The following is a 26,449-nucleotide window of genomic DNA, read 5'->3' as shown; positions in this document are numbered from 1 at the left end:
GGCACAGGGAAATTTAAGGTGGAGATAAGGCAGCGCTCAGGTAGCCCGTTCTGCGCGGGGCCACCGGGTTGCTCCGGGCGGCGGGCCGCTGCCCGCCGCGCTGCGCAAGCCCGCTCGCACCGCCGCTATCCGGCGGTCGCGTCGAAAGTAGCAGCAGCAGGAGCGCGTGAGTCGCCGCCACAGCGGGTATGCCGCCGAACCGCTGAACGCGTGAGGGGAAGGCGCCGCCATGCTCAGCAAAGAGGATCAGCGCAGGTTCGAAGAGATCACCCGTCAGCTCCGGGAGAGCGACCCACGGTTCTTCGCTCGACTGGACCACCGAACCCGGGCCCGTCGCGGCCGCTATCTGATGTTGTTGACCATCGTGCTGTGGGCCTCGCTGCCGGCGGCGACCGTCGTCGCCGGCGGTCTGGCCGGGGCGATCTTCGCGGTGGTGCTGCTGGCCAACGCCGCGCTCATGTGGCGATTCCGTCGCCGCTGGCTGTGACGCGGACGGTCGATGGTCCACGCTGGACGGCAGAGTCCACCTCGGGGCGGACACGGCCGAACTCCCGGTACGCCCGGTGTAGCCGTTCGACCAGGCCGGGCCCGCCGAGCGCGGGCGCGGGCGCACCGAGCTGCCGAAGCAGCAGGTCCGGCCCGGTCGACAGATTCGGCGGCCGGTCCGGCAGCGGCACCGGGGGCACCCAGAACCGGTCGACCGCGTCGGCCAGCGGCGCCGCGGGCAGCGAGACGAGCGCCCGCGCCGCGCCGACGGCCGGGCCCGCCCGGCCGGGGCCGCCAACCGTGGACGTCGGGCCCGCCCCGTCGACGCCATCCGCCGTGGAGGGCGACCGGGCGGTGGAGGGCGAGTCCGTCGCGCTGCCGTCGTCCGGCAGGGACGGTGCGCCGTGCCGGCCACCGGTGGGTGAGCCGTGGTCGTCCGCCGCGGCGGTGCCGCGCAGGGCGCGCAGCCGGTCCAGCAGGTCCGCGCGTCGCCTGCCCCGCCAGTGCAGCAGCTCGAACGGGTCGGCGTCGAAAGCCTCCGCGAGCAGGTAGAACGTCGCCGCCAGGTGTTTGCACGGGACGGCGAAGTCGGGGCAGCTGCACCGCTGGCTCAACTCGTCGACCCCGGCGGGGAAGAGCGGCGCACCGGCCCCGACGCACAGCTCCTCCAGCTCGGCCGGGAGGTCGCCGGCGAGCAGCCGGGCGCTGAAGAACGCCTGCGCCGCGAGTTCCGCCTCGACCCGCTGCCACAGCTGCGCCGGGAACGGCTCCAGCGCGACCCGCACCTCGTACGGCCGGGGTCGGGAGCCCTGCACGCGGGCGGTGACCACCCCGGGGGCGATGTCGAGGCTGAGCACCTGCCCCGCCCGCGCGTACGACCGGCCTCGGGTGAGCCGGGTGCCCAACGCGAACGACTCCAGCACCTCCAGGAACCGGCGGGACCACCAGGACCTGCCGATCGCGCCCCGGGTGCTGCGGGCCCGCAGCCCGCCGTCGACCCGCAGCGGCGGGCCGTAGTCGGCGAACCGGTCGGTCGACGCCGGCCCGGCCGGGGACGGGCCGGTCACTCCACCACCGCCCCGGCCTCCAGCGCGAACAGCTCGCGCAGTCGGTCGGTGGAGAGCTCGGTGACCCACTGTTCACCGGCGCCCACCACGGACGCCGCCAGGCTCCGCTTCTCGGCGATCATCGCGGCCACCTTCTCCTCCACCGTGCCGGCGCAGACGAACTTGCGGACCTGCACCCGCCGCCGCTGGCCGATCCGGAACGCCCGGTCGGTGGCCTGGTCCTCGACGGCCGGGTTCCACCACCGGTCGACGTGGACCACGTGGTTGGCGGCGGTGAGGGTGAGCCCGGTGCCGCCAGCCTTGAGCGAGAGCACGAACAGCGGCGGGCCGTCGGCGGACTGGAACCGGGTCACCATGGCGTCCCGGTCGTCCTTGCTCACCCCGCCGTGCAGGAAGAGCACCTCGCGGCCGAACCGGGCGGAGAGGTGCCCGCGCAGCATTCCGCCGAACTCGGCGTACTGGGTGAAGAGCAGGGCACGCTCCCCCGCCGCGAGCACCTCGTCGAGGATTTCCTCCAGCCGGGCCAGCTTGCCGGAGCGGCCGGGCAGCGCGGAACCGTCGTGCAGCAGCTGGGCGGGATGGTTGCAGACCTGCTTGAGTCGGGTCATCGCCGACAGCACCAGGCCGCGCCGCTCGATGCCGTCGCTGGAGGCGATCCGCGCCAGCATGTCGTCCACGACCGCCTGGTAGAGCGCCGCCTGCTCGGCGGTGAGGTTGCAGAGCACCTCCATCTCCAACTTCTCGGGCAGGTCGGAGATGATCGACGAGTCGGTCTTGAGCCGGCGCAGCACGAACGGGCCGGTCATCCGGCGCAGCCGCTCGGCAGCCTCGGCGTCGCCGTGCCGCTCGATCGGCTCGGCGTACGCCTTCCTGAAGCTGGCGGCCGGGCCGAGCAGGCCCGGGTTCGCGAACTGCATGATGGACCACAGGTCGGCGAGCCGGTTCTCCACCGGCGTGCCGGTGACCGCGACCCGGTGCCGGGCGGGCAGCGACCGGACGGCCTCCGCCTGCCGGGTGGAGGCGTTCTTGATCGCCTGCGCCTCGTCCACCACCACCCGGTGCCAGTCGATCCCGGCGAGGTCGACCGCGTCCCGGGCCGCCACCGAGTAGGTGGTGAGGACCAGGTCCGCCGCGTGTACGTCCGCCGCGAAGTCGTCGCCCCTCGCCCGCTCGGCACCATGGTGCACGTGTACGCGCAGCTTCGGGGCGAACCGGGCCGCCTCCCGCTGCCAGTTGCCGACCAGCGACATCGGACAGACCAGCAGGGTCGGCCCGGCGTCGGGCGGGTCCCCGGCAAAGAGCGCGAGCAGCTGCACCGTCTTGCCCAGCCCCATGTCGTCGGCGAGCACCCCGCCGAGGCCCAGCGACTGGAGAAACGCCAGCCAGGCCAGCCCACGCCGCTGGTACGGCCGCAGCGTCCCGGCGAACGACGGCGGCGGGTCCAGCGGGGTGAGCCGCCGCTCGGCCTGCCCGGCGAGGAGGTCACCGAGCGCACCGTCGGCGGCGACCTCCAGCACCGGCAGCACGTCGTCGGAGTCCGCGTCGGCGAGGCCGAGCCGGAGCAGGTCGGCCACGGTCAGCTCGCCGGCCGACCGCAGCAGCCGCAGCCCGGCGGCGAGCCGCCCCGGGTCCAGCTCGACCCAGCGCCCCCGCAGCCGGACCAGCGGGGTCTTCAGCTCCGCCAGCGCGGCCAACTCCTCGGCCGAGATCGGCTCGTCGCCGAGCGCCACCTCCCACCGGTAGTCGACCAGTGCGGTCAGGCCGAACCCGCCGTCGGCGGCGGCCACGGTGCCGGGCGCGGTGCGGCTGCGGGCCTGCAACCGCGCCCCCAGCCGGGACGAGGGCCGCCGCCACCAGCCCGGCAGCAGCACGCCGAACCCGGCGGCGTGCAGCACCGGGGCGCCCTCGCGCAGGAACCGGTGCGCGCCCTCGACGTCCAGCTCCAGGGCCTCCGGGGTGGCGGTGCGCAGGGCGGTGTCCAGCTCCGGCCAGAGTCGGCTGGCCCGGCCCAGCTCGGCGAGGAGGGTCTCCTGCGGGGAGTCCAGCCAGCCGGCGAGGGCGGGCACGGTGTGCGGGGACCGCCAGACCTGCCCGGCGTCGACAACCAGACTCGGCTCGTCGGCGGCCTGGAGCCCGAACTCGACCCGCCAGCGGCCGGTTCCGGCCGGAGCGGCTTCCGTGTCGTGGGCACCCGGGGCCACGCCCGGCTCGGCGGCCGGGACGGTCTCCGCGTCGCGGCTACCCGGGGCCACGCCCGGCTCGGCGGCCAGGGCGTCGGCGAGCGGGTCGACGGCCGGCTCCACCAGGCGGAAGCTGGCCCGGACCGCGCCGCCGGCCGCGTCGCGCTGCCAGTCGTCCAGCTCGGCGGCGAGGGCGGCGAGAGCAGCCGGGTCGGCGGCGAACCCACCGTCCGGCCCGGTCAGCGCCGCCAGCCAGGCCGGCACCGCGCCGGTCGCCCGGCCGGCCCGGGTCAGCGAGGCGTGGGTGAGGGCGGCCCGGGCGGCGACGTCGGTGAGCGCGTCGAGGGCGTCGGCGACCAACTCGCCCGGGGGCAGGTCGGCGGCGGCCCGGGCGGCCGGGGGCAGGGCCAGTGCCAGGGACCGCGCCCAGGCCGCGTCGGGGCCGGTGAGCAGCGGCCGCCAGCTGGCCCGCGCCGCGACGAGCCCCGCCGACCGGGAACGACTCGGTGCCCCGCCCGGGCGGGAGCCCCTCGACGCTCCGGCCGGGCGGACTTCGGTCGGGAAGTCGGTCGGGCGGGCATCCGTCGAGCGGGCATCCGTCGAGCGGGCATCCGTCGGGGAGTCGGTCGGGCGGAAGGCGGTCGGCCGGGGCCCGGGGTTCGGGGCGAGGCCGGGCAGGAGCCGGCCGCGGCGGACCAGGTCGGCGGCGAACTCGGCCACCTCGGCCAGGTGCCGCAGGGTGGCCCCGGGCACGGCGGCGTGGTCACCGGCAGCGCGCAGCAGCGCGGGCGCGTCCGCCGGGGCGTACCGGAGGGCGGGTGCCCGCCAGCCGGCGAGGGTGACCGGCCCGCGGCCCGGCTCGACGACGGCGGCCCGGACCAGCTCCGGCGACTCGGCCGGCGTGCCCGCCCGGGTGGGCAGGCGCAGCAGCACCGACCCGGCCTCGGCGATCTCCGGACCGGCGTCGAGGGCGGCGGCCAGGGTGGCGTGGTCGGCGGCGAACGGGTGAGGGCGCTCGCGGGGGGCCCGGCCGGGGCGGCGGGGCGCCCGGGGCGGCAGGGCGCTCTCCTCGGCCCAGACGACGAGCCCCGCACCGGGCAGCCACGACCCGTGGATGACCAGCACCGCTCCCCCTCCGGCCGACGACACCCGAGGATAGCCGGGCCCCGGCCCGGCCCCGGAGCACCGGTCTCGGCGGGTCAACCGGCCAGGCGTCAGGCCCGGTGCCGGCCCTCCTCGTGCCAGGCGACCTGGAGGTGGATCTGCGGGTGAACGGGTCAGAGCGCGCCGGTCGAGCCGTCCGTCAGCTCCCGCAGGATGTCGGCGTGGCCGGCGTGCCGGGCGGTCTCCTCGATCAGGTGCGTCAGGATCCAGCGCAGCGAGACCTCGCCGAGCAGCGGGTGCGGGTGCGGCACCACATGGTCGAGGTCGAAGCGCGCGGCGACCGCGCGGGACCGGGCGCAGGCCCGCTCGTAGCCGGCCAGGAGCGACTGCACCGTGTCGGCGTCGTCGAGGATGAAGCCCGCCGCCGCCTTCTCCTCGGTGTGCTGGTAGACCTCGCCGGGCTCCGGCGCGAGCAGGCCGGAAAACCAGTTCCGCTCGACCAGCGTCAGGTGCTTCACCAGGCCGGCGAGGGTGGTCAGGGAGGGCACCAGCCGGCGCCGGGCGTCAACGTCGGCCAGGCCGTGCAGTTTGCGCATCACGATGGCGCGGTGGAAGTCGAGGAACGATTCGAGCACCGCGCGCTCATCGCCGGTGCGGGCCAGTATCGGCCCGAGGGTGGGGTCGATCGCGATCTCCGCCATCTACGGACCCTAACCGTCAAGTTCCCGATCACGCTGCCCCGCTCGCCTGCGCCTCGCGGCGGTTCAGTCCCGGTGGGGCGGGCCTCTTCGGCCGAGATATCACCCGTCCCCACGAGCGCGGCACAGAGCGAGCGCGGCCGGCTATCTCCTGCGGAGCGGCGGTCCCCCCGGGCAGGATTGGCCTCATGGCAGCAACGGTAGAGATCCCGCTGGCGGGCGGCACCGCCGACGGGCAGACGGTCACGGTCGGGCTGGACAGCAACGGCCGACCGCCGCTGACCCACCACCACCTCGGCGAGCATGGGCTGGCCGAGGCCGAGATCTACGAGCTGGAGTCGGTGCCCGACGGTGGCCGGGGGTGGCTCTACAGTTGGCGCGGGCCGGCCGCCTGACGAGCGGCCCGGTCAGGCGACCCCGGCCCGCTTCGAAGCCTGCGTGCGCAGGCTCTCCAGCACCGCGCCGGTCACCCGCGAGGTGCCCCGGGCCTGTTCACAGACCTCGGCCACCCGGCGGGCCGTCTCCTCGGCGCGGGCCTCCCGCTCGTCCCACAGCCGGTCGACCTCGGCCAGCAGCGGCCCCTCCACCTCACGTTCCACGCCACGCAGCGCGGGCACGCCGAGCCGCTGGGCGAGATCGAAGACCTTCCCGGCGTACGGCAGGGGCAGGAACGGGGTACCGACCATCGCGGCGAAGATCAGGAAGTGCAGTCGCATGCCCACGGCCAGGTCGAAGTGCCGCATCAGCCCGAGCACCTGCCGGGGCGAGTAGTCGCCGTGCAGGATGCGGCCCCGTTCGGCGGACGTCATGTGCGACATCACCCCGTGGGCGTGCCGGATGTCGTCGCGTTCCATGGGCACGAAGAGCACGTGCGCGTCGATCCGGTGGATCAGGAAGTCAGCGATCTGGGCGATCAGCCGGTGATATCCGTCGATGTCGAGCCGTTCGGCGGCCCGGCCCGGCTCCCGGACGCTGAGCCCGACCAGCCGCGTACCGCCAGGCACCCCCTCCTCGCGCAGGAACCGGTCGGGGAACTCCTCCGGCGTGAGCAGGAACGCCGGGTCGGCGGTCACCGTGATGGGGTTGAACAGCCCGGCCTCCTCCAGCATCATCCGGGACTCCTGGTCCCGCACGGTCACCTCGACGGCGCCGCCCAGGGTCTCCCGCACCATCCCCATGTCCACCGCGTCGCTCAGCGGCCCCACCCCCACCGCGTAGGTGAGCAGGGGCAGACCCCGTTCCTGGGCGACCCGGACCACCCGCAGATAGCGGCGGGCCTCGCGGTCGTAGAGGATGCCGCCGCCGCCGAGAATCAGCAGGTCCAGCTCGGCCAACACCTCCGCCGAGTCGACCCGGCTCACCCCTTCCCAGGGCACCGCCTCCACGTCGGGGTGCGCCCGGACGGTGTGCGCCGGGTTCCGGGAGAAGACGATGATCCGCGCCTGCGGCTCGTGCGAACGCAGGTCGGCCAGGAGGCCGGTCAGGATCGCCTCGTCGCCGAGGTTGCGTCCGCCGTACGAGCCCAGCACACCGATCGTCAGTGCGGTGCGGTCCCCCATCGCCACGCTCCTCCCGGTAATGCGTCCGGGCAGGGTTCCCGCTGCGTGCGGGGGCACACCTGGGGCGGTCAGCCCCTCGGCTCGCGCTCCGGGCCGATCCGCTTGCTCATCTGTTGGGCGTCCACCCGGAAGCCGAGGCGCTCGTATAGCCGGACCGCCACGGTGTTGTCGGCGAAGACGTTCAACCCGAGCCGGTCGAAGCCCAGTCGGGCGAGCTCGACCTCGACGAGCCCGATCATCCGCCCGGCGTGGCCACGGCCCTGGTGCGCGGGATAAACCTCGATGTTGTGGATCCACGACATGCTCGGGCCGTCGGGGCGGGGCAGGGTGACCCAGATCCAGCCGACCTCCACGCCGTCGACCAGGGCCAGCCGCAGCAGCGCGTCCGGGGTGGCCAGCCCGTCGGGCAGCAGTTGGGCCAGCTGCAGGGAGGAGGTGGCCAGGGCCGCCTCCAGCGACAGATGCCGGGCCTCGGCCAGGTTTTCGGCGTACGACTGCTCCAGCCCCATCCGCAGGCTTGCGAACCGGTCGGCGGTCATCGGGGCGAGGGTGAGCGGCATGGTGACTCCTCGGGGCAGGCCGCCGTCAGGCGTGCGGTGCCGGCCCCGCGTCGGCCGGTTGCGGGGTGGCGCCGCCGACCAGGCGGGACACCAGGGCGGAAACCACCTCCTCGACGTCGAAGCCGGCGTCGAGGGAGGCGGTGGGCAGGTCGAGCAGCAACCCGTCCACCGCATAGTGCAGCAAAGCGATCTCGAACGCGCCACCCGGTAATCCGACGGCCACCACCGCGCCCGGCCCAGGCCGGCGCCCCGGTCAGGCCGGGGCACGGACCTGGGTGGTGAGGAACGGGATCACCGCGGCCGGCAGCGCCGGCGACGTGAGGATGTCGTAGTGGGTGAGGCCGGGCAGGACGGCCAGGCGCGACGCGGGACGGTCCGTGCCGTCCCAGCCGGCGTCGCGGTGACCGCCCCCGAGCAGCCCGAAGAACTCCGCCACGTGGCTGGTCGGGATCGAGTCCGCGTCGGCGAAGACCAGCAGGGTGGGCAGGACCAGAGCGGCTACCTCGGCGGACCAGTCGTAGTCGCGGCGGAGCAGGTCGCCGGTCTTGGCCCAGAGCGCCGGCCAGTCCTGCGGGCGGGGAGCGACCCGGGCGTACAGCTCATGCGGCGGGGTGCCGCGCATCCGCTCGCCCGTCCGCTCGCCCTGGGTGGCCATCGCGGCCAGCACCTCCGGGTACCAGCCCTGCCTGCGACAGGGGGTAGAGACCAGCACCAGCCGGCGCACCAATTCCGGGTGCTGGATCGCGAGCCGCAGGGCGACGCCGCCGCCCAGCGAGTAACCCAGCACGTCGGTCTCGCCCAGGCCGAGCTGGCGGATCAGCGCGGCGACATCGTCGGCCATCGACTCGTACCGCAGTGGGCGGTCGACGTCGGCGGTGCGGCCGTGGCCCTGGAGGTCGACCCCGATCACCCGCCGGCGCTCGGCGAGGGCGGGCAGCACCGGGGCGAACATCTCCACCGCGCCGTACCCGCCGTGCAGCAGCACCAACGGCCGGCCGGTGCCGTGGACCTCGTGCCACAGCCGCAGGCCGTTGACGTCCGCGTAACTCACCCGTGCACCTCCCGCGCCGCCCGGTCCAACCGGTCACCCCGATCCAACACCAGCGGTACGACATCCCGGCGCGGATCGCCCACGATCACGCAGGCGTTCGATCACGGGCCGGTGGTGGCCCGGTGGAGCGGCAACCCGGTGCTCTCCGCCGACGTGCCCCATCCCCCGTACGAACTGGTCGTGTCCCTCGACTCTTCTCTTCAATCCTCAACCGTCATCGCCCGCAGCGTCGTCGGCAGCGGTTCAGTCGAGCAACCAGTGGTGCAGTTGCGTGCCGTACGGAGACAGCGCCAGTGCCCCCAGGGCCAGCCACGATCCCGTGTGAACGGCGAGCCGGGCGAATGTCCTCCGGTCACCGATCCGCCAGGTCCGGATCAGGGACGGCACTCCGACGACAAGAGCCGCGATCACCAGTGGATAGACGTACATCGCCGCCACCCGACTGATTTCGAAGACCCAGAGCAGCGGATTCCACAGCGAGTCGGGACCGGCCGGCGGGAGGGAGTCCTTCGGATCACCCAGCCTCTCCAGGCCTGGATCGAGCACGGCCGCGAGATCGCCGGTGCGCCAGACGGCCGCGAGAAGCACACCGAAGCTGCCGATCATGCATATGACCAGGAACAGCAACTGCGTCGACGCCACCCGGTCCGACAGGGAGTCGACCCGAGCCTGGTCGTCTTGGCGCATCGGTGCAACGTACTCACAGGCCGTCGCCCGTTGCAAGACTCGGGACGACCCGGCGGTCCCGGGATCTCGCCCCGACGGCCCTGGGGATCACATCGCCGTGCCGGCACGCCGGAGCCGTCCCGGCTATCCCGGCCGTACGCACGGGTCGGTGATCGTGTAGTTCGGGCTCTGCGCCGTACGGCCGTCCACGGCGGTCGCCCGCACCGACCAGGTCAGTGCCGTCGCGCGTAGCCCGTCGACGGTCGCCCGGGCGGCCGATCCGTCCGCGGTCATGGCCCGGGACGCCGTCCTGCCCCCGGCAGGCGTCCAACGAACCTGGGCACTGCCGAGGGTGGCGCTGCCGGTGGCCCGCGCCACGAGGCTGTACGTGTCTGCACCGCACCGCACCCGCGCGGTGCCGGAGACCGTGAACGGCGCGGCGATCTGCGGTGCGACGGCCGGCCGGGACACGGTCGGCGGCCGGGCCGGTGTCGCGGTCGGTGCCGGTGAGCCGCCGCCCGGCACGGCACCGGGCTCGGCAGTCGGTACGGCACCGGGCTCGGCAGTCGGCACGGCGCCGTCCGCCGGCACGGCAGCGCCTCCGGCCGCCGGACCAGAGGCCCCGGCCGGCGCCGGTCGGTCGGCAGCCTTGGTGCCGGCTTCCGTGGCCGTGACGGACGCCGGCAGCGCACTGGTCGGTGTGCCGAGCGCCTCGGCCACTGGGCGGCCGGAGCCGTCCCGCGCGGCGGTCGGGCGGCCGGGTCCCAGCGCCCAGGTGCCGAGCACGGCGAGGAGGATCAGCGCAGCCACGGTCGCGGCCGCCCGCCGACGGCGCCGGTCGCGGTCTGCTTTCGAGGCCGTCCGCACGACGTGCGTCGCACCGCCCGGTGCTGCCGTCGAGCCAAGGGACACCGCCACGCCGCCCCGGATCACCGCCCCACCGACCGATCGGTACGCAGTCCCGGCGTCACCCGGCCCGGCGTCACCCGGCCCGGCGTCACCCGGCCCGGCGTCACCCGATCCGGTGGGCTCGTTGGCCGCCGGTGCCAGATCGGCCGCCGGGTCGGCCGTGACCTGACTCGCCGGGTCGGGCAGCGCGTCGGTCAGGGGGTCGTTCGCGCGGGCCTCGGCCAGTCTCGGCCACACCGTGTCGGCGACAACCAGGAAAGCCGGTGCCGTGTACGCCGACAGCAGTGCGGCCGGGCTGAGCTGTTCCCGCCGCAACAGCCCGCACACCACGCAGCTCTCGATGTGCCGCGAGACCCGCTTGCGCAGGGTCGGGGTGAGCCGGCCCTGCCAGCCGTCGATCAGGTCGGCAAGGGTGGGGCAGTCCCGGGCCCCGGTGCGGGCCACCAGCAGCGCCCCCAGCGCCCGTTCGAGCTGCGTGCGGGCGCGCGACAGGCGGGCGTGCGCATGGTTGGCGGGCACCCCGAGGGCCGCGCCGATGTCGGCGGAGGACAGGTCGTGCCGGATAGCCAGGTGGACCACCTCACGGTCGCCCGGGTTCAGCGCGTCGGCCGCCGTGTGCACCAGCTCGCGTACCTGCTCGGCGTTGACGCCCACGGTCGGGTCGGCGATGTCGGCCACCGGCTCGCCGGCCTCCTCCAGCGGCCGGGAGCGGGACCGTTCCCGGAGCTGCCGCAGGCACTCGTTGCGCACGATCGCGTACAACCAGGAGCGCAGCCGGTCGGGCTCGCGGAGCTGGTCGATGCGCTGGCCGGCGGTGAGAAACGCGTCGTGCACGGCGTCCGCGGCGGCCTCCGGCTCGCGCAGCATGGTCCGGGCGTACGTGTAGAGCCGGTCGGCGTACCGCCGGTACATGCCCTCCAGCCCGGCCCGCTCACCGCGACGCACCGCCTCGACCAGCGCGATGTCGTCCTGTGCCGTCGTGTCCATCGTGTCCCCCGCTGCTCGTCAACCGTGCCAGTAAAGCCGCAGATTTTTTTCTTCGGGGCTTTCTGTTGGCATCCCGACCCGACCGCGCTCCTACCGGTGTCTGAAACACCTCCGGGAAAAAGGAAGACACCATGCGAGAAGGATCGAACCGTAGCCGTTGGTCGCGTCGGCTGGCCGCCGTGGGCGGGAGCACGCTGAGCGTGCTCGTGCTCGGCCAGGTGGCCCTGACCGGGCCGGTGGCGGCGGTGCCCGGCCTGAGCATCAAGACGGCCACCGGCCTCAGCAACAGCGTCGCGAAGTCGCAGAACGCGACCTGCCCGACCGGCACCAAGGTCATCGGTGGGGGCGGCGCGATCACCGGTTCCGGCCTCGGGCAGGTCGGCATGGACATCATGCTGCCGGTGAGCGGCGGAACCACGTACTCGGTGACCGGCCGCGAGGACGAGAACGGCGTCGCCGGCAACTGGGCGGTCACGGCGAGCGCGCTGTGCGCCACGCCGCCCCCGGGCCTGGTGACCGTCTCCGGCAGTTCGGCGCCCAGCCCGGGCACGTCGAACTGGTTCGAGAAGTTCTGCCCCGCCGGCAAACACGCCATCGGGGTCGGCGGCGCGGTCGTCGGGGCGGCGAACAGCGAGGTAGTCCTGGAGGATCTGCGCATCAACCAGAACAGCGTCGTGGTGGCGGGCGCCGAGGACGGCACCGGCTTCGCCGGCACCTGGTGGCTGGACGCCACCGCGATCTGCGCCGACCCGCTCCCCGGCGAGCAGCGGGTGATCGACGACAGCGCCTACAGCTCCACCGCCACCCAGGTGATCACGGCCACCTGCCCGGCCGGCACCCGCGTACACGGGGTGGGCGGCGAGATCGTCGGCGGCGAGGGCCAGGTGCGCCTGACCGAGATGCGGGCCACGTCCTCGACCGTCGTCACCGTCCGCGCCGCGGAGGACGAGAACGGTTTCAGCGACACCTGGAAGGTGCGCGCGTACGCCGTCTGCGCGAGCTGACCGGCGTTTCCGTGGTCCCGCGCCGGAGGTCCGGCGCGGGGCCACCGCCGCTCGGCCCGATCCGGTGGATCGGCCGGATGACTGCCACGAAACTCCGTGCCCGCATCAGCCGGGCTTGATCGCGTGGATGCGTTCCACGCTGCCGGCCTTGAGCCGCTCGACCTCGACAATCTCGAAGCCGACCGCTTGCACCAGGGGCAGTTGACGGCGGGTGAAATGTTCGCCGGCGGCGGGGACGGTGATCCGTTCAAGCAGCCACTGGGCGGCGTACACGGGCGGCCAGGTGCTGCCGATGTGGTCGAGCAGGAGCAAACGTCCGCCGGGGACCAGAACGCGGTGCATCTCACGGATGGCGGCGGCCGGATCGGGGATCGTGCACAGCGACAGGGCGCAGACGGCCGTGTCGAAGGAACCGCTGGCGAAGGGCAGGCGCTCGGCGTCGCCTTCGTGCAGGTCGAGGGCGCGGCCGAGGTCGCTGGCCCGCTGTTGGGCGATGGCGAGCATGGCGGGGCTGAGTTCGACCCCGGTGACCGTAGCGCCGGGCGGGTAGTGGGGCAGATTGCGGCCGGTGCCGATGGCCACGTCGAGGATCCGGCCACGGACGCGGGCACCGAGCCATTCCCGGCCGCCCCCGAACTGGAGCTTCTCCAAGAGGGCGATCTGCTTGTCGTAGCTGGGCGCAGCCTTGTCCCAGACCCGCCGTGCCTTGGCGGTCTGATCCGGTGCGGCGGTCACGGTACCTCCAGCGGCCAGGAAGCGGTGCCGGCCAGGTGACAGGTCGCCGGCAGTTCAGGCCGGACGGCGGCCGGAACTTAGTCGGGCTGTCCGCATCGGACGACCTGGGCTGCTCACCCAGCTTGCGGGCCCCCACCTACCGTAACGGCTGCGGCAACTCACCCCTGGGTAGCCGGCAGGTAAGCCGTCGGGCCTCCGCAGCCGGACCAACACCTGTCGTCACCCCAGAACCGGCTACAGCTGGTGGCGGACGGTGCCACGTTGTTCGTCGAAGACGACATGGACGAGGGCGATGAGATCCGGTCGAGAGGACCACCGGCAGCCTGCCGATCCAGCCGAGAAGATCGCTCGCGCCGCGCGACACCCCCGCTATGTAAGCTCTGCGCAATTCGTCCGGGGGCGGTCCGCGCGGCGCCCTCCGAAGTACGACACTGCCCCGCCGCTCGCCATACGCTTCGCATCCTCGTACGCCGAACCGCCCGGCCAGCCCCTGAAATCGCCCGGCTTGCCGAGATCCTACGAATAGCCGTCTGAACCACCACGACAACCCGCCATTCGGATCCGTGTCGACCGGATACGGGGCGGTGCCGGCGACCAAGCGGGACCACAGGAAAGGGTGGCAACGCCGTTGCACACCACGGTATTTGGCTTGCCAAACGCCAAGGGCGCGGGACGATGGCCGGGTCAAGCCGCCGTCCGACGGGTGTCGTGACGCTCAGCAGATCCGGAGGTCAAGCAATGACCAGCAAGGCCTATCAGGTCATCGTGCGCGGCAAGTTCGCGCCGCTCGATGCCGAGCAGCGGGCGGAACTGCTCGCTCGGGCCGACGAGCACGACGTGTTCGCGGCCAGGTTCACCGAGGAGGGCACGGTGACCTACGAGCGCTCCCTGCTCACGTTCACCTTCCGCTGCATCGTCCCGGCCACGGCGGAGGACAGGGAGGATGTCGTGATCGGCCGGACGGAAACGCTCGCCGCCGCCGCCGTCCGGGGACTGGGCGCCGACTACCGCGACCTCAGGTCGGTGTCGACCGACCTCGACAGCATCAAGGTCCGCCAGCGGGGGCGCTGAACCGTGCCAAGGTCACGCCGCCCACACGCTCACTGATCAACCGGATACGCGGCGGGCCTGCCACTCGGGCTGGGCGAGCCGCAAACACGGCAACCGAAAAATCCGGCACGATGGGATCGTGGGTATCAGCATGCGGGTGCATTTCAGCGGCCGCGTTGTCGAGCAACTTGGACGGCCCGCGTGAGTGTGCTTCCGGCGATGCCGAAGAGCCGGGCGAGCAGGTCATGGGTGCCGATCTTGCGCAGGCAGAGGACGGCGGCCAGGATCCCGTCCGCATCGGAGAGCTTGTCCTTGGCGCCCGCGCCTCGCGCGCGGAGTCGCTCGCTGCCCCGGCGTTCGTGGCGAAGCCGCTCACGTTGGTGTGCCAGCGCCGGGATCAACGAGCCGATCAGAGCATCCAGTTACTCGATGGCGATGCCCGTCAGCTCCGGGTCGCGGAGCAGGGAGGTGCTGAGTCCATCCGGGCATCCGGGCTGCTCGGCGGTGATCGCGGCGGCGGCTTGCGGTTCTGCCTCTCGGTCGTCGGCCGGCTGGGGCCCGACGGACTGGAGCGTGTAGTTCCAGTCGCCGTGGAAACGGTGGCGGGCGGCTGTCTCCGCTGCTCCGATCCAGCCCTCGCCCGGGTAGTGGGGTGAGTGGAGGATACCGATGTGGGCCTATTACGGATAGCGTCCTCGACCACACTGTCCGCTCTCCTGAAGGGTTTCGCTATGGCCTTTGGTCATCGATGGCGGTCGCGAACAGTCGCCGCCGCGCTACTCCTCCTCGCCGGGATGGCTACCCCCGCCGGCCCCGCCTCGGCAGCGGATACGGGTGCGAAGTTCACGTTCGATCTGACCGGTACGACGATTCCGCTGGGGGTCGAAAAGAAGAGGGTCCACCTGAAACTCACCAACCTGACCGACAAGACCCCGAGAGAGATCATTTTCTACGTCCGCCCCCTCGAACTGGACTGGTCGAACAAAGTCTCACTCGCGTGGCCGGAGGGCGGTGGCTCCGGCGAGTGCGACGGCGACGCCGGGGGTTGGTACTGCCGTGTCGAATCGAGCCTGTTGCCGGAGCTACTGCCGGCACCCGGCGGGACGGTGGATCTTCCCATTGATATTCACATCCGCGAGGATCAGGAGCCTTACGAAGGCAGGTTCCACGTCGAGGCTGGCATGGCCTGGGGTGAGGACAGGATGCAACTCAGTGCCAGCAAATGGTTCACGCTCAAGTTGGTCGACGACCCCGAAGCCGACCTGTCGGTGGTGGCGCCGGACGTGAAGCAGTCGGTGCGGGTCGGTGCGGGCGGCAGGCTCGAACCCACCGGGACGTTGAACCCGGGTGAGACGGGCGCGGTGCGGTACCGGGTCGTCAACCAGGGCCGGAAGGCGGTTAGCGGCGTCAAGGTCACGCTGCACCTACCCAAGCGGGTGACGTTCACCCGACCGCCGGAGGAGTGTGCGGTCGGCAAAGACAAACGGTCGGCGGTTTGCACCTACGACACGCTCGCGCTCATACCGGCCGGTCAGGACACCGACCCAGATGACAGCATTTACTCCGCTGTCGAGTTGCACAATCTGGTGACGGTATCAGCCTCCATCAAGGCACCCGGCACATTGGAGGGCGGCACTGTGCAGGTCGAGGGCTTGACCGAGCGAACGGATGCCCGCTCCGGCCCGGAGCGTACCGATCTGCCGGCGAACGCTGTCGCCGTAAGCGCAGCCGATGTGGACGACAGCGACAACCGGAACGGGTTCGCCGTCGTGGTCGCCGCGAGCAGCAGTGGCGGGGACGGCGACGGTGGCAGCGGGGGCGGCGGGGGTGGTTTGCCGGTCACCGGGCCACAGACCGGGCTGATCGCCGGAACCGGTCTCGCCATGGCGGCGGGTGGCGGCATCATGTTGCTCCTCGCCCGGCGCCGCCGCACGGTCCCGGTGATCCCCGGGGGCGAGACGCCCGTTGTCTGATTTGTCATCATCCACCGGACCGCGAGGGCGTTCACGTAGACAGGCGGGAGTTCGGCTGGGCCCCCGACGATGAGGATGACGACGAGATCGGGATCGTGGAGGGCCGCAGCGACGAGTAGCGCGCGACGAGGCCGCCACACCCTGACTGCGGGTGTGGCGGCCTCGTCGTTGCTGCAGCCAGGTCCAGTCGTCGACCCGTCCGGACGGGCGGCAAGAAACCCGCCCCACCCAACCGGGCCGGGCGACCAATAGGAGAGTCCTGTCCGAAGGATTAAGCCTTTCCAACCAGACTCACCTACCGGCATTTCCGCTGGTGGGGGCGGGTTGGTGGGCGCGGCAGGTTTCGAACCTGCGACCCCTCGCTTGTAAGGCGAGTGCTCTCCCACTGAGCTACGCGCCCCGGACGCCCGCACGGCGGGCCGGAGTCCGGCAAGTTTACCCTGCCGGCCCCGGCCCGACGCGCCGGTGTGCCTGGGGTGGATCAGGCGGCGACGGCCTCGGCGAGGGCCTTGCGCCAGCCCTGCTGGTCGCGCGCCTCGCCGGGCATGTTCATCTCGGCGAACCGGACGACGCCGGCCCTGTCGATCACGAACGTGCCCCGGTTGGCGATCCCGGCGACGTCGTTGAAGACGCCGTACGCCTGGGCCACCGCGCCGTGCGGCCAGAAGTCGGCCAGCAGCGGGAACTGGTAGCCCTCCTTGTCGGCCCAGATCTTGTGGCTGTAGGCCGAGTCCACGCTGACGGTGAGCACCTGCACATCGTCGTTGACGTACTCGTTGAGGTTGTCCCGCACCTCGCAGAGCTCGCCCTGGCAGATGCCGGTGAAGGCGAGCGGGTAGAAGACCAGCAGCACGGTGCGCTTGCCACGGAAGTCCGACAGCCGGACCTCCTGGTTGTTCTGGTCCTTGAGCACGAAGTCCGGCGCCTCTGCGCCAACATCGATCGGCATGCAAGCTCCTCAAGTCGGGTCGGGGTGACATCAGCCTGCCACACCCGGCGGCCGAGGCGACCGGGTGTGGCAGGCGGACGCTGCTGCTACTTCTTGGCCTTGGTGCCCCGGCGCAGCACCAGACGGGCACCGCTCCAGTCCTGGCCGGCGTTGACCGTGGACGTCTGCTGGAGGCCAGCGGTGGGCGCGGACTCCGCGACCTCGCTCGGCTCGACGTGACCCTCCCGCCCGGCCTTGGGCGTCAGCAACCACACGACGCCGTTCTCGGCCAGCGGGCCGAGGGCGTCGACGAGGAGTTCGAAGAGGTCACCGTCACCGTCGCGGTACCACACCAGAACGGCGTCGACCACCTCGTCGGTGTCCTCGTCGACCAGATCTCCACAGCGGTCGGTCAGAGCGTCCCGGAGATCCTGGTCGACGTCTTCGTCGTACCCCATCTCCATGACGACCATCCCCGGCTCGATCCCGAACCGGTCCGCCAGGAGACGTACCCCGTCGGCGGCCTGACCAGCGGTCGCGCTCACTGTCGCGTGCCTCCTCATCTCATCCCTGCTCGCGGCATCGCTGCGACGCCGTCAGGCAAAGTCCACACACTCGTGGCCCCCCGCGCAAGTGGCGCACCGGGTGGAACGGAATTTACCGTGCCAGCAGCGTACGGGCACCCTGGGTGATGGCTTCCTCGGAGACCAGTACGTGGCGCGCCGCCGGACCTAATGGTACAAAAGAATCTATTCCAGCCACCCGCAGCGCCGTACCGACGTACCCGCCGTCGACCAGCGCCGCGATCACCCCCTCGCCCACCCCGCCGGAGCGGCGTGTCTCGTCCACGACCAGCACCCGGCCGGTCGCCGAGGCCTCCCGGACGATGTCCGCGACCGGCAGCGGCGCGATCCAACGCAGGTCCACCACGCGGACGCCGACTCCCTCGTCGGCGAGGGCGGAGGCGGCCCGCAACGACATACGCACGCCGTTACCGAAGGTGACGATGGTGACATCCTCGGCCGAGCCCACGCCGTACACCCGGGCCCGCCCGATCGGGACGTGGCCGGCCGCCCAGTCCTCGGGTTCCGGGTAGCCCGCCAGCCACTCGCCGTCGCCCTCGGTGTACAGGTCGCGGGTGTGGTACAGCGCGATCGGCTCGACGAAGGCGCAGATGCTGCCGTCCACCGCCGCGCCGGCCAGGCAGGCACGCAGCATCGGCGCGGCGTCGTCCGGACGGGCCGGCACCGCGATCACCAGCCCCGGCACGTCGCGGAGCACCGCGAGGGAGTTGTCGTTGTGGAAGTGCCCGCCGAAGCCCTGCTGGTACGCCAGGCCGGGCACCCGGACCACCATCGGGTTGCGGAACGCGCCGGAGGAGAAGAACCGCATGGTGGCTGCCTCGCCGCGCAGCTGGTCCTCGGCGTTGTGCAGGTACGCCAGGTACTGGATCTCCGGCACCGGCAGCAGCCCGGCCAGCCCGGCACCCAGCCCGAGCCCGAGGATCGAGGTCTCGTCGAGCAGCGTGTCGAAGACCCGGGCCGCGCCGAACCGGTCGCGCAATCCCTTGGTGACCCCGTACACCCCGCCCTTGGCCGCGACGTCCTCGCCGAAGACCACCATCCCGGGGTGGTCGAGCATGCCGTCGGCGAGGGCGGCGTTGATGCTCTGGGCCAGGGTGAGCGGGCCGTCCCGCTCGGGCGGCCGGCGGCCGAACGCCTCGGCCCGGCCGCCCGCGCCGGGCCCGGCGGCCCGAGTGGCCGCGTCGGCCACCGCGCGGGCGACCCGGGCCGGCCGCCGGGGCGCGATCTCGGCGACCACCTCGGCCGCGGAGGCGAGTTTCGGCTCGCCGAGCACCTCCTCGGCGATCCGGCGTACCTGCCAACCGCGCTCGTCGTACCGGGCCAGCAGTTCCTCGGCGGTGGCCACGCCGGCGGAGACCAGCAGCCGCGCGGTGGCCGACACCGGGTCCCGGGCCAGGTCTGCGGCGATCTGGTCGGTGCTGCGGTACGCGGCCTCCGCATCCGCGCCGGCGTGCCCCATCAGCCGTACGGTGGACAGGTGCAGCACGGCCGGCCGCCGGTGCCGGCGCACCCAGCCGGCCGCCTCGACCGCCACCTCGTACGCCTCGACCGGGTCGGTCCCGTCGGCGGCGAAGTAGCGAATGCCGGGCTTGGCCCGCAGCGTCGCCTGCACCCAGCCCTTCGGCGAGCGGACGCTGATGCCGAGCCCGTTGTCCTCGCAGACGAAGAGCACCGGAATGCGCAGCCCGGTGTGGTCGTACCAGCCGGCGGTGTTGAACGCGGCGGTGGCGGTGGCGTGGTTGACCGAGGCGTCACCGAACGAGCAGACCACGATGGCATCCGGCGGCCACGGCGAGCGGGGCTGCTGTCCGATATCGCCGATCGGGGCTGCGCCGGCCCGCCGCCCGGCCGATTCCCGCCGGCGCAGCCGCTCCAGGGCCAGGCCCACGCCGACCGCCCGGGGCAGGTGCGAGGCGATGGTGGAGGTGATCGGGACGACGGCGAGGTCGGCCCGGCCGAAGACCTTGTGTCGGCCACCGGCGATCGGCTCCCGTGCGGAGGCGACCATGCCGCGCAGCACGTCCCGGACCGCCCCGGCGTACGCGTCCTCCGGGTCGGTTCCCTCGGCGGGCTCGCCTCCCTCGGCGGCTCCGGGGGTGCCCACCGGCGCGGCGGTGACCCCGACTTCGGCCGGCACGGCGGCAACGACCGTTACCTCGGAGCGGACCGGCGGACCGGCCGGGCTGGTCGGATCGGCCAGGTCGGCCAAGTCGGCCGGGTCGGCCAAGTCACTCCGGCCGGTCCGGTCACTCCGGCCGGTCTGGCCGGTCTGGCCGGTCTGGCCGGTGCCGGTTGCCGGCCCGTCGCCCGCCGGGCTGCCCGCCGACGCGGCCGAAACAGCCGATCCGGAATCGTCGGCGACCCCGGCGGTCTCGTGGTCGGCGGCCTCCGGGCGGCCGGGATCCCGGCGGTCGCCCACGTCGTCCGGGCCGGTGGTTTCGGCCGGGTCGGGGAAGGCTGTCCGGCCGGCGGCCAGCGCGGCGCGCAGGCAGTAGAACGCGCCCGAGCGGTAGTGCAGCAGGGCGGGGTCGTCGGAACGCAGCGCGGCGGCGACCGCTGCGTTGCCCTCGTGACCCGCGGAACCGATCGTGTAGAACCCCTCGTCGAAGCTGCGCAGCCAGCGCCCGGCGAGGTCGAGCTGCCGGCTGGTGATCTGGGCGTCGAAGAGGTCCAGCAGTTGCGCCCCGGTCAGCGTCGTGCCGTCGCGTACGGGCTCGGCAGGGTCACGTCGCCGGGGCGCGGCGGCGAGCCCGGCGAGGGTTTCCCGGAACCGGTCGTCGAGGTCTTGCGGGGTGGTCACGTCGACAGCATTACCGACGCGACGCCCACTCGACCACTCAGACACGATCCGCCCAGGGCAACCCAGTCCGTCGCGCACCGCTCCGGGCTGCCGCCGTCGGAGACTTTCCGCACCAGGTCACGCAGGGCTGGCCGACGCCCCGTCGGTGAGCCCGACGAGCAGTCGGGAGTCGGACATCACCTGGTGGACCCGGTTTTCGCATTCGCCGGCCGCCACCTCCGGTCAGCCCGGCAGGAACGAGAAGCGGACCTTGCGGGTGGGATTGTCGCCGTTGGTGTCGACCAGGCAGATCGACTGCCAGGTGCCCAGCGCGAGCCGCCCGTCGACCACCGGCAGGGTCGCGTACGGCGGAACGAAGGCGGGCAGCACGTGGTCGCGCCCGTGACCGGGTGAGCCGTGTCGGTGCCGCCAACGGTCGTCGGTGGGCAGCAGGTCGTCCAGCGCGCGGAGCAGGTCGTCGTCGGAGCCGGACCCGGTCTCGATCACCGCCAGGCCGGCGGTGGCGTGCGGCACGAAGACGTGCAGCAGGCCGTCACCCTGACCGGAGACGAACCGCTCGGCCTCAGCGGTGATGTCCCGGACGGTCGGTCGGCTCCCGGTCTGGACGTCGATCACCTCGGTGCGCATACGGCGCATTCTGCCCCAGGTGTGGCTGGCACGCGGGCAACCACGGGCCACGGGCCTGCGGGAGCAGCACCAGACCCGCCGCCAGCAGGGCCAAGCCGATCAACCCGACCGGGGCCATCCCGAGGTCGCCGCCGGCGAGCCCGGAGAGCGCCAGCAGGAGGGAGATCCCGCCGACCAGTACGAGTGCGCTCGCCGCCGCTCGCCGCATCGTCATGCCCCGACGGTAGGAGACGCGGGCAACCGCGATCCGGGCACCCCGGCAAGCGCTGTCCCGGCGCCCGGACCGGCCCACCGCGGCCGGGCGGACCCCCGCTGCGGCCAGAGACGCAGGTGGGGCGGTCACCCAAAGTTACCGGCGGGTACGTGTGTTCAGCGTCGCGTCTGGGGGAGGGAGACGTGACGGCTGCTGCCGGTAGGGGGCAGGATGGCGTCCAGAGACCTATCCCACACACAACCGAGGGAAAGCCTGTGGCCACGGAACGCAAGCGCCCGGTGATCACCGCCGGTCTGCCGAGCCAGCTTCCGGACATCGACCCCGAAGAGACCGGCGAGTGGGTCGAGTCGCTCGACGGAGTGATCGACGAGCGAGGGACCAAGCGCGCCCGCTACGTCATGCTGCGTCTGCTGGAGCGCGCGCGCGAGCGCCAGGTCGGGGTGCCGTCGCTGACCACCACCGACTACATCAACACCATCCCGCCGGAGCGCGAGCCGTGGTTCCCCGGTGACGAACACATCGAGCGGCGGATCCGGGCGTACGTCCGGTGGAACGCGGCGATGCTGGTGCACCGTGCGCAGCGCCCCGAGATCGGCGTCGGCGGGCACATCTCCACCTTCGCCAGCTCGGCCTCGCTCTATGAGGTGGGCTTCAACCACTTCTTCCGGGGCAAGGACCACCCGGGCGGCGGCGACCACATCTTCTACCAGGGCCACGCCTCCCCCGGCATGTACGCGCGCGCGTTCATGGAGGGGCGGCTGAGCGAGAACCAGCTCGACGGGTTCCGCCAGGAGCTGTCCCACCCGGGCGGCGGGCTGCCGTCGTACCCGCACCCGCGGCTGATGCCGGACTTCTGGGAGTTCCCCACCGTCTCGATGGGCCTCGGCCCGCTGAACGCGATCTACCAGGCCCGGTTCAACCGGTACCTGCAGCACCGCGGCATCAAGGACACCTCCCAGCAGCACGTCTGGGCGTTCCTCGGCGACGGCGAGATGGACGAGGTCGAGTCGCTCGGCGCGATCGGCGTGGCCGCCCGCGAGGAGCTGGACAACCTCACCTTCGTGATCAACTGCAACCTCCAGCGGCTCGACGGGCCGGTGCGCGGCAACGGCAAGGTCATGCAGGAGCTGGAGGCGTTCTTCCGGGGCGCCGGCTGGAACGTCATCAAGGTGGTCTGGGGCCGTGAGTGGGACCCGCTGCTCGCCGCCGACACCGACGGCGCGCTGGTCAACCTGATGAACACCACGCCCGACGGCGACTACCAGACCTACAAGGCGGAGTCCGGGGCGTACGTGCGGGAGCACTTCTTCGGCCGCGACCAGCGGACCCGCAAGATGGTCGACGGGCTGACCGACGACGAGATCTGGAACCTCAAGCGGGGCGGCCACGACTACCGCAAGCTCTACGCGGCCTACAAGGCGGCGACGGAGCACACCGGCCAGCCGACGGTGATCCTGGCCAAGACGATCAAGGGCTGGACGCTCGGCTCGCACTTCGAGGGCCGCAACGCCACGCACCAGATGAAGAAGCTGACGCTGGATGATCTGAAGCTCTTCCGCGACCGGCTCTACCTGGACATCTCGGACAAGACACTGGAGGAGAACCCCTACCTCCCGCCGTACTACCAGCCGGACGAGTCCTCCGACGAGCTGGCGTACCTCAAGGAGCGGCGCCAGCAGCTCGGCGGGTACCTCCCCTCCCGGCGGACCACCGGCAAGCGGCTGGCGATCCCGGGCACCGAGCGGTTCTCCGACGTCAAGCGGGGCTCCGGCAAGCAGAAGGTGGCCACCACGATGGCCTTCGTCCGCCTGCTCAAGGACGTGATGAAGGACAAGGAGTTCGGCAAGCGTTTCGTGCCGATCATCCCGGACGAGGCCCGCACCTTCGGCATGGACTCGCTCTTCCCGACGCAGAAGATCTACTCGCCGCACGGCCAGCGGTACACCTCGGTCGACCGGGAGCTGTTCCTGTCGTACCAGGAATCGACGACCGGGCAGATCCTGCACGAGGGCATCAACGAGGCCGGCTCGGTGGCGTCGTTCACCGCCGCCGGCAGCGCGTACGCCACCCACGGCGAGCCGATGATCCCGCTGTACATCTTCTACTCGATGTTCGGCTTCCAGCGCACCGGCGACGGCTTCTGGGCGGCGGCCGACCAGATGGCCCGGGGCTTCGTGCTCGGCGCGACCGCGGGACGGACCACGCTCAACGGTGAGGGCCTCCAGCACGAGGACGGCCACTCGCTGCTGCTCGCGGCCACCAACCCGGCGGTGGTCTCCTACGACGCGGCGTTCGCGTTCGAGCTGGCGCACATCTTCGAGAACGGCCTGCACCGGATGTACGGGGAGCGGCCGGAGAACATCTTCTACTACCTGACGATCTACAACGAGCCGATCCACCAGCCGGCGGAGCCGGCGGGCGTGGACGTGGAGGGCCTACTCAAGGGCATCTACCGCTACTCCCCCGCCCCGTCGGTGGGTGACGACGCGCCGAAGGCCAACATCCTGGCCTCAGGCACCGGCATGCAGTGGGCGCTCAAGGCCCAGCAGTTGCTCGCCCAGGACTGGGGGGTGGCCGCCGACGTCTGGTCGGTGACCTCCTGGTCCGAGCTGCGCCGGGACGCGGTGGAGTGCGAGGAGCACAACCTGCTCAACCCGGGCGGCGAGGAGCGGGTGCCGTACATCCAGCAGAAGCTGGCCGACGCCGACGGCCCGAAGGTGGCGGTCAGCGACTGGATGCGCGCGGTACCGGACCTGATCGCCCGTTGGGTGCCGGGCGACTACACCTCGCTGGGCACCGACGGGTTCGGCATGTCCGACACCCGGCACGCGCTGCGCCGGCACTTCCACGTCGACGCCGAGTCGGTGGCGGTCGCGACGCTGCGGCAGCTCGCGCGGCGCGGCGTGGTGCCGGCCACGGTTCCGGCCGAGGCGGCCAAGAAGTACGCGATCGACGACGTCCGCGCGGCCCCGGTGGGCGAGACCGGCGGCGACAGCTAGGACGTACCCGACTGAGGGCCCGGCGCGAGGTGCGCCGGGCCCTCAGTCGTGTTCCGGCGGCGGCACGACGCCACCGCACCTGCCGGCCCAGGTGGTGGCCCTCCCGTGACCGCCCGCAAGACCACACAGGACGGCGGTGGCCTGGACGCCCCTGGCGGGAACCTCCGGACCACCGCCGTCGCGGATGGCGCCGTGGGACGCGACCCTCAACCGACGGCGGCCAGGTCGGTGAGCCGGGCCAGCGAGTCCTCCAGGTCGGCGCCGACCCGCCGCAACCCGAGCCGGAGCAGGGCGGCCTTGACCGGGCCGGCCGGCCAGCGTACGACGATGAGCCGCACGACGGTCCCGCCCTCCTGCTCGTCCCCGGTGAGCTGGACGTAGATCTCGGTGCGGGCCTCGGACCGGGCGCCGGCGCCCCTGGCCCGTTCCCGCCAGCCGATCAGGGTCGGCTCCTGGTAGGCGATCACCTCGGCCTCGTGCGCCGACCCGCGCCCGGCCTGGACCAGCTGCCGGCGACCGAAGCCCTCCCCCGAGAGCACCTCGGCCGCACGGACCCCCGCCAGCCAGGCCGGCAACTGCTCGGCCCGCTGGACGACTTCCCAGACCGCTTCCACCGGCGCCATCACGTGCGCACTGCGTTCCACGAGGATCATTTTTGTTCTTTCCCCCACTGAGGACATCCGCGATATTCCGCACTCTATGCATGAAAACGGACTTACCAGGACTTCTTCGGAAAAGACACGCCGAAAACCCTTGCGCGCCGATCGCCGGCCACCTATGGCGCGATCGACGGTCGGGGGCCTAGAGTCCGAACACGTTTCGCGTTTCGCGGGCGTCCTGCGGGTCGCGCTCCCGGCGACCCCGCGGACCCGCGAGCGCCGTCGGTTCTCGACCCGCCTGGAGGGTGCATGACCACCGAGCCGCTGCCCGAGTTCCCGGCCGGATTCCGCTGGGGCGTCGCCACCGCCGCCTACCAGATCGAGGGGGCACCGACGGCCGCCGGCCGGGGGACGTCCATCTGGGACACCTTCGCGCACACCCCGGGGCGGATCGCCGACGGCAGCACCGGCGACGTCGCCTGCGACCACTGGCACCGGCCCGGCGAGGACGTCGCGCTGATGGCCGGGCTCGGCGTGTCGGCGTACCGGTTCTCGGTGGCCTGGCCCCGGGTCCAGCCCGGCGGCACCGGCCCGGCCAACACCGCCGGCCTGGACTTCTACGACCGGCTCGTCGACGACCTGGCCGCCGCCGGAATCGACCCGGTCGCCACCCTGTACCACTGGGACCTGCCGCAGCCTTTGGAGGACGCGGGCGGCTGGCTCAACCGGGACACCGCCGCCCGGTTCGCGGAGTACGCCGATCTGGTCGCCGCCCGGCTCGGCGACCGGGTGCGGCTCTGGATCACCCTCAACGAGCCGTTCGTGCAGATGAGCCTCGGCTACGGCACCGGCCAGCACGCCCCCGGCCGAACCCTGCTCTTCGACGCGTTCCCGGTGGCCCACCACCAACTCCTCGGGCACGGGCTGGCCGTGGCCGCGCTGCGCGCCCGCACCACCGCCCCGATCGCGCTCACCAACAACTACTCCCCGGTGCGGGTGGCCGGCGACAGCGAGGCCGACCGGGCCGCCGCGGACGCCTACGACGCGCTGCACAACCGGCTCTTCACCGACCCGCTGCTCGGTCTCGGCCACCCGGAGATCCTCGACGTCGACTCCGGGACCGTCCGCGACGGCGACCTCGCGGTCATCGCCGCGCCGATCGACATGCTCGGGGTCAACTACTACAACCCGACCGGCGTCCGAGCCCCCGACGAGGACTCCCCGCTGCCGTTCGAGCTGGTCGAGCTGGCCGGGTACCCGCGCACCGCGTTCGGCTGGCCGGTCGCGCCGGAGGGGCTGCGCGAGCTGCTCACCGGCCTGCGCGACCGGTACGGCGACCGGCTGCCGCCGATCCAGATCACCGAGAGCGGCTGCGCGTACGACGACGTACCGGACGCCGACGGCCGGGTCCACGACCCGGAGCGGATCGCCTACCTCGACGGGCACCTGCGCGCCGTGCGCGCGGCGATCGACGACGGGGTGGACGTCACCGGGTACTTCGTCTGGTCGCTGCTGGACAACTGGGAGTGGGCCGAGGGCTTCACCAAGCGCTTCGGTCTGGTGCACGTCGACTTCGCCACGCAGGCCCGCACGCCCAAGTCCTCGTACGCCTGGTTCCGGGACGCCGTCACCCGGCCGGCGGGCCGCGCGGTCGGCGGCGAGGAGTAGG

At 72.6% G+C, this 26,449-nt stretch carries 24 protein-coding genes and 1 tRNA gene; 7 read left to right on the top strand and 18 right to left on the bottom strand.

Annotated elements, in window-relative coordinates; translation table 11 throughout:
* Positions 1–229 precede the first annotated feature (229 nt).
* A complete protein-coding gene (locus tag SNR22_RS13255) occupies positions 230–487 on the top strand; it encodes a DUF3040 domain-containing protein (RefSeq protein ID WP_320066826.1) in 258 nt (85 codons plus the stop codon).
* Here the strand turns inward: SNR22_RS13255 and SNR22_RS13250 are convergent.
* The 3 genes from SNR22_RS13250 to SNR22_RS13240 form a co-directional block, all read right to left on the bottom strand.
* Positions 456–1,553 (bottom strand): SWIM zinc finger family protein, encoded by a 1,098-nt coding sequence (locus SNR22_RS13250; RefSeq protein WP_320066825.1) that lies wholly within the window; start codon positions 1,551–1,553, stop codon positions 456–458. The genes SNR22_RS13255 and SNR22_RS13250 overlap by 32 nt on opposite strands.
* Positions 1,550–4,858 (bottom strand): SNF2-related protein, encoded by a 3,309-nt coding sequence (locus SNR22_RS13245; RefSeq protein WP_320066824.1) that lies wholly within the window; start codon positions 4,856–4,858, stop codon positions 1,550–1,552. Before SNR22_RS13245 ends, SNR22_RS13250 begins: the two co-directional genes overlap by 4 nt.
* A 152-nt stretch (positions 4,859–5,010) precedes the next feature.
* Entirely contained in the window at positions 5,011–5,538 is a 528-nt protein-coding gene (locus SNR22_RS13240; protein WP_320066823.1) for a DinB family protein, read from the bottom strand.
* 185 nt (positions 5,539–5,723) lie between these two features.
* On the opposite strand from SNR22_RS13240, the gene SNR22_RS13235 reads away from it, so the two are divergent.
* A complete protein-coding gene (locus tag SNR22_RS13235) occupies positions 5,724–5,930 on the top strand; it encodes a hypothetical protein (protein WP_320066822.1) in 207 nt (68 codons plus the stop codon).
* Positions 5,931–5,942: 12 nt separating this feature from the next.
* Here SNR22_RS13235 and SNR22_RS13230 read toward each other — a convergent pair whose 3' ends face one another.
* The 6 genes from SNR22_RS13230 to SNR22_RS13205 form a co-directional block, all read right to left on the bottom strand.
* Entirely contained in the window at positions 5,943–7,094 is a 1,152-nt protein-coding gene (locus SNR22_RS13230) for a polysaccharide pyruvyl transferase family protein (RefSeq protein ID WP_320066821.1), read from the bottom strand.
* 68 nt (positions 7,095–7,162) lie between these two features.
* Positions 7,163–7,654 (bottom strand): GNAT family N-acetyltransferase, encoded by a 492-nt coding sequence (locus tag SNR22_RS13225; RefSeq protein ID WP_320066820.1) that lies wholly within the window; start codon positions 7,652–7,654, stop codon positions 7,163–7,165.
* A gap of 25 nt (positions 7,655–7,679) precedes the next feature.
* Positions 7,680–7,877: a hypothetical protein gene (locus tag SNR22_RS13220; RefSeq protein ID WP_320066819.1), complete on the bottom strand. Its 198-nt coding sequence runs from the start codon at positions 7,875–7,877 to the stop codon at positions 7,680–7,682.
* Positions 7,878–7,907: 30 nt separating this feature from the next.
* Complete coding sequence (locus SNR22_RS13215; protein WP_320066818.1) at positions 7,908–8,705, bottom strand: alpha/beta hydrolase; 798 nt, start codon at positions 8,703–8,705, stop codon at positions 7,908–7,910.
* Positions 8,706–8,948: 243 nt separating this feature from the next.
* The gene (locus SNR22_RS13210; RefSeq protein ID WP_320066817.1) at positions 8,949–9,392 is read right to left on the bottom strand and encodes a hypothetical protein; all 444 of its coding nucleotides are present in this window, start codon (positions 9,390–9,392) and stop codon (positions 8,949–8,951) included.
* Positions 9,393–9,515: 123 nt separating this feature from the next.
* Positions 9,516–11,267, bottom strand: coding sequence for a sigma-70 family RNA polymerase sigma factor (locus tag SNR22_RS13205; RefSeq protein WP_320066816.1), 1,752 nt, complete (start codon positions 11,265–11,267; stop codon positions 9,516–9,518).
* Positions 11,268–11,398: 131 nt separating this feature from the next.
* On the opposite strand from SNR22_RS13205, the gene SNR22_RS13200 reads away from it, so the two are divergent.
* Positions 11,399–12,271, top strand: a complete 873-nt coding sequence (locus tag SNR22_RS13200) for a hypothetical protein (RefSeq protein WP_320066815.1) — start codon at positions 11,399–11,401, stop codon at positions 12,269–12,271.
* A gap of 105 nt (positions 12,272–12,376) precedes the next feature.
* Here the strand turns inward: SNR22_RS13200 and SNR22_RS13195 are convergent, their stop codons facing one another.
* Positions 12,377–13,006, bottom strand: a complete 630-nt coding sequence (locus SNR22_RS13195; RefSeq protein WP_320066814.1) for a class I SAM-dependent methyltransferase — start codon at positions 13,004–13,006, stop codon at positions 12,377–12,379.
* Between the two features lie 738 nt (positions 13,007–13,744).
* Between SNR22_RS13195 and SNR22_RS13190 the strand changes: the two genes are divergently transcribed.
* Positions 13,745–14,077 (top strand): DUF6204 family protein, encoded by a 333-nt coding sequence (locus SNR22_RS13190; protein ID WP_320066813.1) that lies wholly within the window; start codon positions 13,745–13,747, stop codon positions 14,075–14,077.
* 143 nt (positions 14,078–14,220) lie between these two features.
* Here SNR22_RS13190 and SNR22_RS13185 read toward each other — a convergent pair whose 3' ends face one another.
* Positions 14,221–14,457, bottom strand: coding sequence for a hypothetical protein (locus tag SNR22_RS13185; protein WP_320066812.1), 237 nt, complete (start codon positions 14,455–14,457; stop codon positions 14,221–14,223).
* Positions 14,458–14,850: 393 nt separating this feature from the next.
* Here SNR22_RS13185 and SNR22_RS13180 point away from each other — a divergent pair, with 393 nt between their 5' ends.
* A complete protein-coding gene (locus SNR22_RS13180; RefSeq protein WP_320066811.1) occupies positions 14,851–16,029 on the top strand; it encodes a hypothetical protein in 1,179 nt (392 codons plus the stop codon).
* 325 nt (positions 16,030–16,354) lie between these two features.
* Here SNR22_RS13180 and SNR22_RS13175 read toward each other — a convergent pair.
* From SNR22_RS13175 to SNR22_RS13145, 6 genes are all read right to left on the bottom strand, one after another.
* Positions 16,355–16,429: transfer RNA gene (locus SNR22_RS13175), tRNA-Val, on the bottom strand.
* An 81-nt stretch (positions 16,430–16,510) separates the two neighbouring features.
* Positions 16,511–16,978, bottom strand: coding sequence for a peroxiredoxin (locus SNR22_RS13170; protein ID WP_320066810.1), 468 nt, complete (start codon positions 16,976–16,978; stop codon positions 16,511–16,513).
* 86 nt (positions 16,979–17,064) lie between these two features.
* A complete protein-coding gene (locus SNR22_RS13165) occupies positions 17,065–17,502 on the bottom strand; it encodes a DUF3052 domain-containing protein (RefSeq protein ID WP_320066809.1) in 438 nt (145 codons plus the stop codon).
* A gap of 112 nt (positions 17,503–17,614) precedes the next feature.
* The gene (locus tag SNR22_RS13160; protein WP_413775628.1) at positions 17,615–20,218 is read right to left on the bottom strand and encodes a thiamine pyrophosphate-dependent enzyme; all 2,604 of its coding nucleotides are present in this window, start codon (positions 20,216–20,218) and stop codon (positions 17,615–17,617) included.
* A gap of 345 nt (positions 20,219–20,563) precedes the next feature.
* Positions 20,564–20,968 carry a secondary thiamine-phosphate synthase enzyme YjbQ gene (locus SNR22_RS13150; RefSeq protein WP_320066808.1) on the bottom strand — a complete coding sequence of 135 codons (405 nt, stop codon included), beginning with the start codon at positions 20,966–20,968 and terminating at the stop codon, positions 20,564–20,566.
* The gene (locus tag SNR22_RS13145; protein ID WP_320066807.1) at positions 20,904–21,182 is read right to left on the bottom strand and encodes a hypothetical protein; all 279 of its coding nucleotides are present in this window, start codon (positions 21,180–21,182) and stop codon (positions 20,904–20,906) included. Before SNR22_RS13145 ends, SNR22_RS13150 begins: the two co-directional genes overlap by 65 nt.
* Positions 21,183–21,436: 254 nt before the next feature.
* On the opposite strand from SNR22_RS13145, the gene aceE reads away from it, so the two are divergent.
* Complete coding sequence (aceE, locus tag SNR22_RS13140) at positions 21,437–24,181, top strand: pyruvate dehydrogenase (acetyl-transferring), homodimeric type (RefSeq protein ID WP_320066806.1); 2,745 nt, start codon at positions 21,437–21,439, stop codon at positions 24,179–24,181.
* A gap of 206 nt (positions 24,182–24,387) precedes the next feature.
* Here aceE and SNR22_RS13135 read toward each other — a convergent pair whose 3' ends face one another.
* Positions 24,388–24,834 carry an SRPBCC family protein gene (locus SNR22_RS13135; protein WP_320066805.1) on the bottom strand — a complete coding sequence of 149 codons (447 nt, stop codon included), beginning with the start codon at positions 24,832–24,834 and terminating at the stop codon, positions 24,388–24,390.
* A 255-nt stretch (positions 24,835–25,089) separates the two neighbouring features.
* Here SNR22_RS13135 and SNR22_RS13130 point away from each other — a divergent pair, with 255 nt between their 5' ends.
* On the top strand, positions 25,090–26,448 hold the full coding sequence (locus tag SNR22_RS13130; RefSeq protein WP_320066804.1) for a GH1 family beta-glucosidase: 1,359 nt from the start codon (positions 25,090–25,092) through the stop codon (positions 26,446–26,448).
* The last annotated feature ends 1 nt before the right edge of the window (position 26,449 follow it).

Source organism: Micromonospora sp. RTGN7, from assembly GCF_033804645.1.
In the GTDB taxonomy this organism is placed as follows: domain Bacteria; phylum Actinomycetota; class Actinomycetes; order Mycobacteriales; family Micromonosporaceae; genus Micromonospora.
Note: the sequence above shows the minus strand (reverse complement) of the source record. Positions and strands in the feature narration are given on the sequence as shown.

Excerpts from the sequence above, each read along its gene's own strand:
- SNR22_RS13255 (WP_320066826.1), top strand. The coding sequence starts at position 230 with ATGCTCAGCAAAGAGGATCAGCGCAGGTTCGAAGAGATCACCCGTCAG.
- SNR22_RS13240 (WP_320066823.1), bottom strand. The coding sequence starts at position 5,538 with ATGGCGGAGATCGCGATCGACCCCACCCTCGGGCCGATACTGGCCCGC.
- SNR22_RS13235 (WP_320066822.1), top strand. The coding sequence starts at position 5,724 with ATGGCAGCAACGGTAGAGATCCCGCTGGCGGGCGGCACCGCCGACGGG.
- SNR22_RS13230 (WP_320066821.1), bottom strand. The coding sequence starts at position 7,094 with ATGGGGGACCGCACCGCACTGACGATCGGTGTGCTGGGCTCGTACGGC.
- SNR22_RS13225 (WP_320066820.1), bottom strand. The coding sequence starts at position 7,654 with ATGCCGCTCACCCTCGCCCCGATGACCGCCGACCGGTTCGCAAGCCTG.
- SNR22_RS13210 (WP_320066817.1), bottom strand. The coding sequence starts at position 9,392 with ATGCGCCAAGACGACCAGGCTCGGGTCGACTCCCTGTCGGACCGGGTG.
- SNR22_RS13205 (WP_320066816.1), bottom strand. The coding sequence starts at position 11,267 with ATGGACACGACGGCACAGGACGACATCGCGCTGGTCGAGGCGGTGCGT.
- SNR22_RS13200 (WP_320066815.1), top strand. The coding sequence starts at position 11,399 with ATGCGAGAAGGATCGAACCGTAGCCGTTGGTCGCGTCGGCTGGCCGCC.
- SNR22_RS13190 (WP_320066813.1), top strand. The coding sequence starts at position 13,745 with ATGACCAGCAAGGCCTATCAGGTCATCGTGCGCGGCAAGTTCGCGCCG.
- SNR22_RS13180 (WP_320066811.1), top strand. The coding sequence starts at position 14,851 with ATGGCTACCCCCGCCGGCCCCGCCTCGGCAGCGGATACGGGTGCGAAG.
- SNR22_RS13170 (WP_320066810.1), bottom strand. The coding sequence starts at position 16,978 with ATGCCGATCGATGTTGGCGCAGAGGCGCCGGACTTCGTGCTCAAGGAC.
- SNR22_RS13150 (WP_320066808.1), bottom strand. The coding sequence starts at position 20,968 with ATGCGCACCGAGGTGATCGACGTCCAGACCGGGAGCCGACCGACCGTC.
- SNR22_RS13145 (WP_320066807.1), bottom strand. The coding sequence starts at position 21,182 with ATGACGATGCGGCGAGCGGCGGCGAGCGCACTCGTACTGGTCGGCGGG.
- SNR22_RS13135 (WP_320066805.1), bottom strand. The coding sequence starts at position 24,834 with ATGATCCTCGTGGAACGCAGTGCGCACGTGATGGCGCCGGTGGAAGCG.
- SNR22_RS13130 (WP_320066804.1), top strand. The coding sequence starts at position 25,090 with ATGACCACCGAGCCGCTGCCCGAGTTCCCGGCCGGATTCCGCTGGGGC.